The organism is Streptomyces sp. NPDC006365 (assembly GCF_042870755.1).
Lineage (GTDB): Bacteria > Actinomycetota > Actinomycetes > Streptomycetales > Streptomycetaceae > Streptomyces > Streptomyces xiangluensis.
In genome coordinates this window covers 81,224-88,526 of the sequence record NZ_JBIAHS010000007.1, presented here as the reverse complement: position 1 = coordinate 88,526, position 7,303 = coordinate 81,224, and the positions used below count along the sequence as shown (strand labels likewise).

The following is a 7,303-nucleotide window of genomic DNA, read 5'->3' as shown; positions in this document are numbered from 1 at the left end:
GTTTCGTTGTTTACTGCGGTTTGCTCTCCCTATTTGGTATACCCGGGCCGCTACGCCTTGTGCCCCCGCCCACTATTAACGGGCAACACCCCGCCCCCCCCCCCCCCCGGGGGGGGGCCCGGGCCTCTTCGTACGAGGTGAGGAGCTCAGTCCTCGCCGAGGTATGCCTTGCGTACGGACTCGTCGTGCAGGAGGTCCTGTCCGGTGCCTGAAAGCACGATGTTGCCGACTTCCATGACGTGTCCGTGGTCAGCCAGTGACAGCGCCGCCTGGGCGTTCTGTTCGACCAGGAGGATGGTGGTGCCCTGGGACTTGAGTTCGGCGATGGTGGCCATGATCTTCTGCATCATGATCGGCGAGAGGCCCATGGAGGGTTCGTCGAGCATGAGGAGTTTGGGCTGTGACATGAGGGCGCGGCCCATGGCGAGCATTTGCTGTTCGCCGCCGGAGAGGGTTCCGGCGGCTTGCTTACGGCGTTCTCCGAGGATGGGGAAGAGGTCGTAGGCGCGCTGGATGTCCTTCTCGATGCCTGCTTTGTCGTCGCGGAGGAAGGCGCCGAGCCGCAGATTGTCCTCGATGGTCATGCGGGGGAAGATGTGCCGCCCCTCGGGGGAGTGGGCGAGTCCCAGCGAGACGATCTGGTGGGCCGGGGTCTTCTTCAGCGATTTGCCGCCGAATTTGATCTGGCCGCTCAGCGGCTTCAGCAGTCCCGACAGGGTGCGCAGGGTCGTGGTCTTGCCGGCTCCGTTGGTGCCGATGAGGGTGACGACTTCGCCGGCTTCGACTTTGAAGGAGATGCCTTTGACGGCTTCGATTTTGCCGTAGGCGACTCGGAGCTCGTCGACTTCGAGGAGGGCGGTCATCGGTCGTTCTCCTTGCGGGGCGCGGCGTCCGTCGGGGTGGCGGCGTTGGCCTCGGCAGCTTCGACTTCCGCTACTTCATTGGCGCCGGGGGCGTCTTCGAAGGGTTCTCCGAGGTAGGCGGCGATGACGCGTTCGTCGCCCTGGACGGTTTCGCTGCTGCCTTCGACGAGTTTCTCGCCCTGCACGAGGACTGCGACGCGATCGCAGAGGTTGAAGATGAAGCGCATGTCGTGCTCGATGACGAGTACGGCGATGCCCATGTCCCGGATGGCGAAGACGAGTTCTTCGGTCGCCCGGGTCTCCTGCGGGTTCATGCCGGCTGTCGGCTCGTCGAGCAGCAGCAGGCCGGGCTCGCTGGCCAGCGCTCGCGCGATTTCCAGCTTGCGCTGTTCGCCGTACGGGAGGTTGCGGGCGAGGTGTTCCGCCTTCTTGTCGAGGCCGATGAACTTGAGCAGTTCCATGGCCCGTTCGCGGGAGGCGGCTTCGGCTTTGTGGAAGCCGGGGCCGCGGAGCAGCGCGGACCACAGCCCTTCCTTCGTACGGGTGTGGCGGCCGACGAGTACGTTTTCCAGAACCGTCATGTTGGCGAAGAGCCGGATGTTCTGGAATGTACGGGCGATTCCGGCGGCCGTGACCTTGAAGGATTTCGCCGGCAGGACGTTGCCCTTGTAGCGGACCTCTCCCTCGGTGGGGATGTAGAGGCCGGTGAGGCAGTTGAAGAAGGTGGTTTTTCCGGCGCCGTTGGGGCCGATGAGGCCGACGATTTCGCCGCTGTTGACGGTGAGGTCGACGTTGCGTACGGCGGTGAGGCCGCCGAAGCGCATGGTGACGCCGCGTGCGTCGAGGACGGTCTGGCCGGGCGTGGGTGCGGCCGGTGCGGTGTCCTTGGTGGTGGTGTCGGTTGTCATGGTGGTCAGGCCCCTGCCTTGCTGAGGACTGTGGGCGCTTCCGCTTCTTCGTGGAATTCGAGCTGGCGGCGCCGGTTCGGGATGAGGCCTTCCGGACGGAAGCGCATCAGCAGGACGAGCGCGAGGCCGAAGGCGAAGAGCTGGTAGTCGCCGAGGAATTGGAGCTTGGCGGGGATCAGGTAGAGGAGTGCGGCGCCGACGAGGGGGCCGCTGATCGTGCCCATGCCGCCGAGGACGACTGCGGCGAGGAGGAACGCCGAGTTCGGTGGTACGACGTGGGCGAATTGGTATTGCTCGGGGGTCACGGTGTACGTGACGTGGGCCTGGACGGTGCCGGCGAGGCCGGCGAGTGCGGCGCCGAGGGCGAAGGCGATGAGTTTGACGCGGAAGCCGTTGATGCCCATGGCGAGGGCTGCGGTTTCGTCTTCGCGGATGGCGATCCAGGCGCGGCCGATGCGGGAGTCGCCGCTGCGTCGGAAGACGATGACGACGATGAGGGTGATGAGGAGCATCAGCAGGAAGTAGTTGGCGAAGCGGGCGATGGTGAAGCCGGCGATGGTGTGTTCTTGGCCGAAGTCGAAGCCGAGGATGTTGAGGTTCGGGATCGACGAGATGCCGTTGGAGCCGTTGGTGATGTCGGGGCCCGAGGTGCCGTCGGCGTTGAGGACGGCGATGCGGAAGATCTCACCGAAGCCGAGGGTGACGATGGCGAGGTAGTCGCCGCGCAGGCGCAGGGTGGGCGCGCCGATGAGGACGCCGAAGATCATGGCGACGGCTGCGCCGCAGAGGGCGGAGGCCCAGAACGGCAGGTGGATGTCGAAGGGTGAGGAGGGGGAGCCGGAGACCATGGCTCCGGTGTAGGCGCCGACGCCGAGGAAGGCGACGTATCCGAGGTCGAGGAGCCCTGCCATGCCGACGACGATGTTCAGGCCGAGGGCGACGGTCGCGAAGATCAGGATGTAGACACCGATGGTCGCGTACTGGTCGTCGGACTGGGTGAAGGGGAAGGCCGCGGCAGCGACGAAGGCGCCGATCATCGTGACGTTGCGGTTTTTGGCGGTGATCGCGGAGACCCTGGCGACCAGTCCTGCCTTGGTGACTGCGGCGAAGCCGAAGGCCACGGTGATCATGAAGCCGACGAAGAGTTCGTCGTATTCGGTGCCGATGCCGTAGGTGAAGACGGTCAGGCCGAGGGCGAGTGCCGCGACGATGATGAGGATTTCGGCGTACGCGGGGAGCTTGCGGGCTGGGGTTATGTCGCTGGAGGCGAAGGCTGCTTTGAAGACCGTCAGCTTGTTGCGGGTGTTGTGGCGGAACTGCTCCCAGTCGGTGTCATCGGGGTCGGCCGGTTCGGTCACGGGCCGCTCGAAGGGCAGGGAGAGGGCGCCGAGGAGGGTCGCGAGGGTGACGATGGCGACGACCCAGCCGCCGGGTTCGAGGTTGGCGAGGCCGCCGAGGTTGACGCTGATCGCGATGATCGTGAACCAGGCGGTCGCGAAGGCGGCGAGTGCGGCCAGTTTGATGGCGCTGTCGGCTGAGCCGGGGGTGAGCCAGCGCAGGCCCTGCACTCCGTAGGAGGCGAGGCCGAAGAGTGCGGTGAGGGCGCCGGCTATGAGGACGAGGACCTGGAGGCCGCCGGGGTAGCCGTAGACGGTGAGGTCGCCGGGGAAGGCGTCGGTCCAGGTCCAGGCGAGGAAGGTGGACAGGACGGTGAGGATGCCGCCGCCGGTGGCGAGGGCGCGGCCCAGGTTTTCGGGGATGCCGATGAGGCCGCTGGGCTTGCCCTTGGCCGGGGTGCTCGGCGTTTGGGGGGCAGTGGTCTGTGTGGTCATCGGTGTCACGCCCTGTCCGCCACGCGCTCACCCATCAGGCCTTGTGGCCTGAAGAGGAGGACGAGGATGAGAAGTACGAAGGCCCAGACGTTGGCCCAGGACTGGCCGCCGAGTTGCGACATGCCGGGGACGTCGGCGATGTAGGCGGTGGCCATGGTTTCGGCGATGCCGAGGACGAGGCCGCCGATCATGGCTCCGTAGATGTTGCCGATGCCGCCGAGGACGGCGGCGGTGAAGGCCTTGAGGCCGAGGATGAAGCCCATGCGGAACTGGACCTGGCCGTATTTGAGGCCGTAGGCGACGGCTCCGACGGCGGCGAACACGGCGCCGAGGGCGAAGGCGACCACGATGATGCGGTCGGTGTTGATGCCCATGAGTTTGGCGGTGTCGGGGTCTTGGGCGGTGGCCTGCATGCCGCGTCCGGTGCGGGTCTTCATGACGAAGTAGGCGAGGATCGCCATGCTGATGGGGGCGACGATGAGCAGGAAGATGTCGCCGGTCTGGATGGTGACGCTGCCGATTTCGAAGGGTCCGCCGGCGATTTCGGGGAAGTTGATGGATTCCTTGGCGCCGGGGTACCAGGCCCATACGGCCTGCTGGAGGGCGAGGGACAGGCCGATGGCGGTGATGAGGGGGGCGAGGCGTGGTGCGCCTCGCAGGGGGCGGTATGCGAACCGTTCTGCTCCCACGGCGACGATGATCGCGGCGATGACGGCTCCGAGGAGCATGAGTGGCAGTGCGATCCACATGGTGGTGCCGTCGGGCAGGACGTACAGGTAGACCGTGAGGGCGCCGAACCCTCCGATCATGAAGATCTCGCCGTGGGCGAAGTTGATGAGCTGGACGATGCCGTAGACCATCGTGTAGCCGATGGCAACCAGCCCGTACATGGATCCCAGTAGCAGGCCGTTGACCAGCTGCTGCGGCAGTTCGTTCACCGCATGTCCTCCGAGACTTTCGGATTTGTCGAGGGATGTGACCGGATGTGAGCCGCGCGGGGCGCCAGTGGTGCGGCGCCCCGCGCGGCTCATGGGGTGGTGCGGGTGTGGGTCAGCCTTCGTACGTGCCGGACTTCACGTCGTTCCAGTCGCCGCCCTCGACCGAGTAGACGGTGAGCTGCTTGTTGGTGGCGTCACCGAATTCGTCGAAGGAGACCTTGCCGGTCACACCGTCGAAGGAGACGTTCTGCATGGCCTCCGTGACCTTGGCCCGGGCGTCGTCCGGAAGCTTGCCGTCGTTGTCCTCGACGACCTTCTTCACGGCTTCGATGACTGCCCAGGTGGCGTCGTAGGAGTAGCCGCCGTAGGCCTCGTAGGCCTCCTTGTATCCGGCGGCCTTGTAGTTGGCGACGAACTCCTTGGCGGAGGGGAGTTCAGCGACCGGGGCGCCGACGGAGGTGGCGAGGTCCCCTGTGCTGCTGGCGCCGGCCAGCTTGATGAACTCGGCGCTGTAGATGCCGTCGCCGCCGACGAGCGGGATCTTGGCGCCGGCGGCCTTGATCTGCTTGCTCAGGGGGCCGGCCTGCGGGTACTCGCCGCCGTAGTAGACGACGTCCGCACCGGAGTTCTTGACCTTGGTGGCGACCGCGGAGAAGTCCTTGGTCTCGGGGTCGATGTGCTCGGTGCCGGCTATCTTGCCGCCGAGCTTCTTGAACTCGTCGGTGAAGGTGCCGGCCAGTCCGGCGCCGTAGGTCTTCTTGTCGTCGATGACGAAGACGTTCTTCTTCTTGGCTTCGTTGAAGACGTACTGCGCGGCGTACGGGCCCTGGACGGCGTCCGTGGTCGAGGTGCGGAAGTACGACTTGTACGGGCGGACCTTCTTGCCGGTCTGCCAGTCGGGGCCCTGGGTAAGGGTGGGTCCGGTGTTGGCGGGGGAGACCTGGACGAGCTTGGCGTCGTCGAAGACCTTCTGCATGGATTCGGCGACGGAGGAGTTCAGGGGGCCGATGGCGCCGAGGACGTCCTTGTTGGCGACCAGCTTGGTGGCGTTCTGCTGTCCCGAGGAGGGCTGTGCCTGGTCGTCGAGGGCTTCGATCTTGAAGGTTATGCCGTCGACGACCTTCTCCTTGTTGGCCTGCTTGGTGGCGAGGTCGGCGGAGTTCTTGATGCCGAGACCCAGGGCCGACAGGTCGCCGGTGAGCGGGGCATCGACGCCTATGACCACGGTGGTGCCACCGTCGCCGGAGGAGCCGCCGCCGTCGTCGTCGCGCGAGCCGCAGGCGGTGAGTGTGAGTGCTCCCGCCGCCAGCGCGGCGGTGATGGCGATGAGCGAACGTTGGCGCACGATCAGTCCTTTCCCATGCGCGGCCCTTCCCCGTAGAAGCGGCCGAGTCGAGCGCTGGTCCGAAGGTGATTCGGATCCCGATGGCGCGGTGACTGGGCGTGACTCTAAGCGTGTGTGGGGAACGTGGAGGAGGGTCTGGCCAATGCTGTGACGCTCTTGTTATGACACGAGGTAATGCAGAGCGGTACTCGGTGGGCGGAAGAGTGGAATTAAGGCCGATTCGCCCGGTCCGCATAGTGAGAACGTGCAGGCCTCACCGGGTTTGGTCAGGAGTGTTCTACGGTTTTGGTGATGACGCGGAGTTGTTGCTGCAGGCGACTTGAACGGCTTCCGAGAGGTCGTGTGCATAACGTTCACCAAGGATGAAACTGTGCACTTGTATTGCGCGCGTATTACGCAGAGTTACGTCCAGGAAAGGCAGCCCGGCGTTCCTCGGTACACGTGTGCATTCCGTCACCTGCATGGTGATGGTGATCTTGTGGGGAAAGCCGGTTCTTGTCCGGAAAGGGAGCTGCGGAACCGAGGTCAGCGAAAGACCGGCATAGGGCTGCGTTATGCGCAGCACGGTGACCGGAGGGCCCGACTCGACGGTCAGCTCCACGCCGAGGCTGAAGCTCATGGGTGGTGCGTTGTCGGGTGTGGGCTCCCGTCCGAGGTAGGCGATGCCGACCACCTGTGAGGGGTAGGGCGGCGGGTCCGGCGGGGCTTGTTCGGGCCGGGTGGCGTAGAGGTAGCCGGCGCCCGCGAGGAGTGCGACGGCTGCCGCGATCGACAGGACGGCGCGGCGGTGTCGCGTATACGTCTGCGTGAGGCGTCCGCGCGGTGGTTCGGGCGTGGTGCCCGGTGGGGGCGGGGCGTCCGGGCCTGGCATGTCCCAGGCGCGCGTGCCTTCTCCCGGCTCGACCGGGCCGACGCCGCTCACTGCCACGGCCCTCCGCTCGGGGCGCCGTCGCGATACAACTCCTCGCAGCCCGCGCGCGTTTGGCGGTCGATCAGTTGATCCGCGGCTGGTTCGCCCTTGTTCTTCTTCTCGGCCCGGGCGGCGTCCACCACCTTCATCAGGATCTCGTACTGCCCGTTCGACAGGCCCATCGACTGGTAGTCACCGTAGGTGTCCTCGTCCAGGACCTCCCGCGACCAGTACGTGACGATCCGCGTGCACAGGTCCTCGGGAGGAGTGGCCGATGGCGACGGCGAGTCGGTGCCGGTCCGCGCGGCGTCCCGCGGACCCGCCCCGTCCTTCGAGCTGTCCTGCCCGCACCCGGTGATCAGGCCCCCGGTCACCAGCGCAAGCCCGAGCCCCCATCCGAGCGCTGCCCCCGGCCAGGGGGCTTCTCCCGATTTCATGCCTTGACGCTAAGCCGCCTGGTGCCGGGGAGCAACGGCGCTGTGGACAACTACGGTGTTGTGGACAGCG

Annotated in this window: 7 protein-coding genes; all 7 read right to left on the bottom strand. The window is 66.2% G+C overall.

Features of this window, described 5'->3' with window-relative positions; genetic code table 11:
• Positions 1-146: 146 nt before the first annotated feature.
• The 7 genes from ACFYO0_RS20675 to ACFYO0_RS20645 all read right to left on the bottom strand — a co-directional run bounded on the left by ACFYO0_RS20675 (position 147) and on the right by ACFYO0_RS20645 (position 7,233).
• Positions 147-863, bottom strand: a complete 717-nt coding sequence (locus ACFYO0_RS20675; RefSeq protein ID WP_165342241.1) for an ABC transporter ATP-binding protein — start codon at positions 861-863, stop codon at positions 147-149.
• Entirely contained in the window at positions 860-1,771 is a 912-nt protein-coding gene (locus tag ACFYO0_RS20670) for an ABC transporter ATP-binding protein (protein WP_388677803.1), read from the bottom strand. The genes ACFYO0_RS20675 and ACFYO0_RS20670 overlap by 4 nt, the downstream gene beginning before the upstream one ends.
• Before the next feature lie 5 nt (positions 1,772-1,776).
• The gene (locus ACFYO0_RS20665) at positions 1,777-3,603 is read right to left on the bottom strand and encodes a branched-chain amino acid ABC transporter permease (protein WP_388677800.1); all 1,827 of its coding nucleotides are present in this window, start codon (positions 3,601-3,603) and stop codon (positions 1,777-1,779) included.
• A gap of 5 nt (positions 3,604-3,608) precedes the next feature.
• Positions 3,609-4,541: a branched-chain amino acid ABC transporter permease gene (locus ACFYO0_RS20660; RefSeq protein ID WP_344392182.1), complete on the bottom strand. Its 933-nt coding sequence runs from the start codon at positions 4,539-4,541 to the stop codon at positions 3,609-3,611.
• 112 nt (positions 4,542-4,653) lie between these two features.
• On the bottom strand, positions 4,654-5,886 hold the full coding sequence (locus ACFYO0_RS20655) for a branched-chain amino acid ABC transporter substrate-binding protein (RefSeq protein ID WP_388677797.1): 1,233 nt from the start codon (positions 5,884-5,886) through the stop codon (positions 4,654-4,656).
• Between the two features lie 277 nt (positions 5,887-6,163).
• On the bottom strand, positions 6,164-6,808 hold the full coding sequence (locus tag ACFYO0_RS20650; protein WP_388677795.1) for a Tat pathway signal sequence domain protein: 645 nt from the start codon (positions 6,806-6,808) through the stop codon (positions 6,164-6,166).
• Positions 6,805-7,233 (bottom strand): hypothetical protein, encoded by a 429-nt coding sequence (locus ACFYO0_RS20645; protein ID WP_388677792.1) that lies wholly within the window; start codon positions 7,231-7,233, stop codon positions 6,805-6,807. Before ACFYO0_RS20645 ends, ACFYO0_RS20650 begins: the two co-directional genes overlap by 4 nt.
• Between the last annotated feature and the right edge of the window lie 70 nt (positions 7,234-7,303).